This window comes from Halomonas marinisediminis (assembly GCF_004347715.1).
GTDB lineage: Bacteria > Pseudomonadota > Gammaproteobacteria > Pseudomonadales > Halomonadaceae > Halomonas > Halomonas icarae.
On record NZ_SLTR01000541.1, the window covers coordinates 1 to 264 of the forward strand.

General features: G+C 73.5%; 1 protein-coding gene. It reads left to right on the forward strand.

Annotated features, from left to right (window positions below; translation table 11 throughout):
- A partial coding sequence (locus tag E0702_RS17725) for an aldo/keto reductase (protein WP_205742095.1) occupies positions 1-264 on the forward strand: 264 nt, incomplete at both ends.

Sequence of the window (264 nt, forward strand, 5' to 3'; positions counted from 1 at the left end):
GGATCAGCGATGCACTCGGCCCATGGGCGCGCTTGCAGAGCCTCCTGCCCACTCCCCAGGCCATCGGCGACAAGCACGGCGTGGGCCTCAGCGCCGTCGCCACGCGCCATGTGCTCGACCAGCCGGGGGTCGCCGCGGCCATCGTCGGGGCGCGCTATGCCCGGCATTTGCCGCGCACGCTGGAGGTGTTCGACCTGGTCCTCGATGCCGAGGACCGCGCGGCACTGGCGGCAATCCTGGCGCAAGCCGACGGCCCGACCGGCC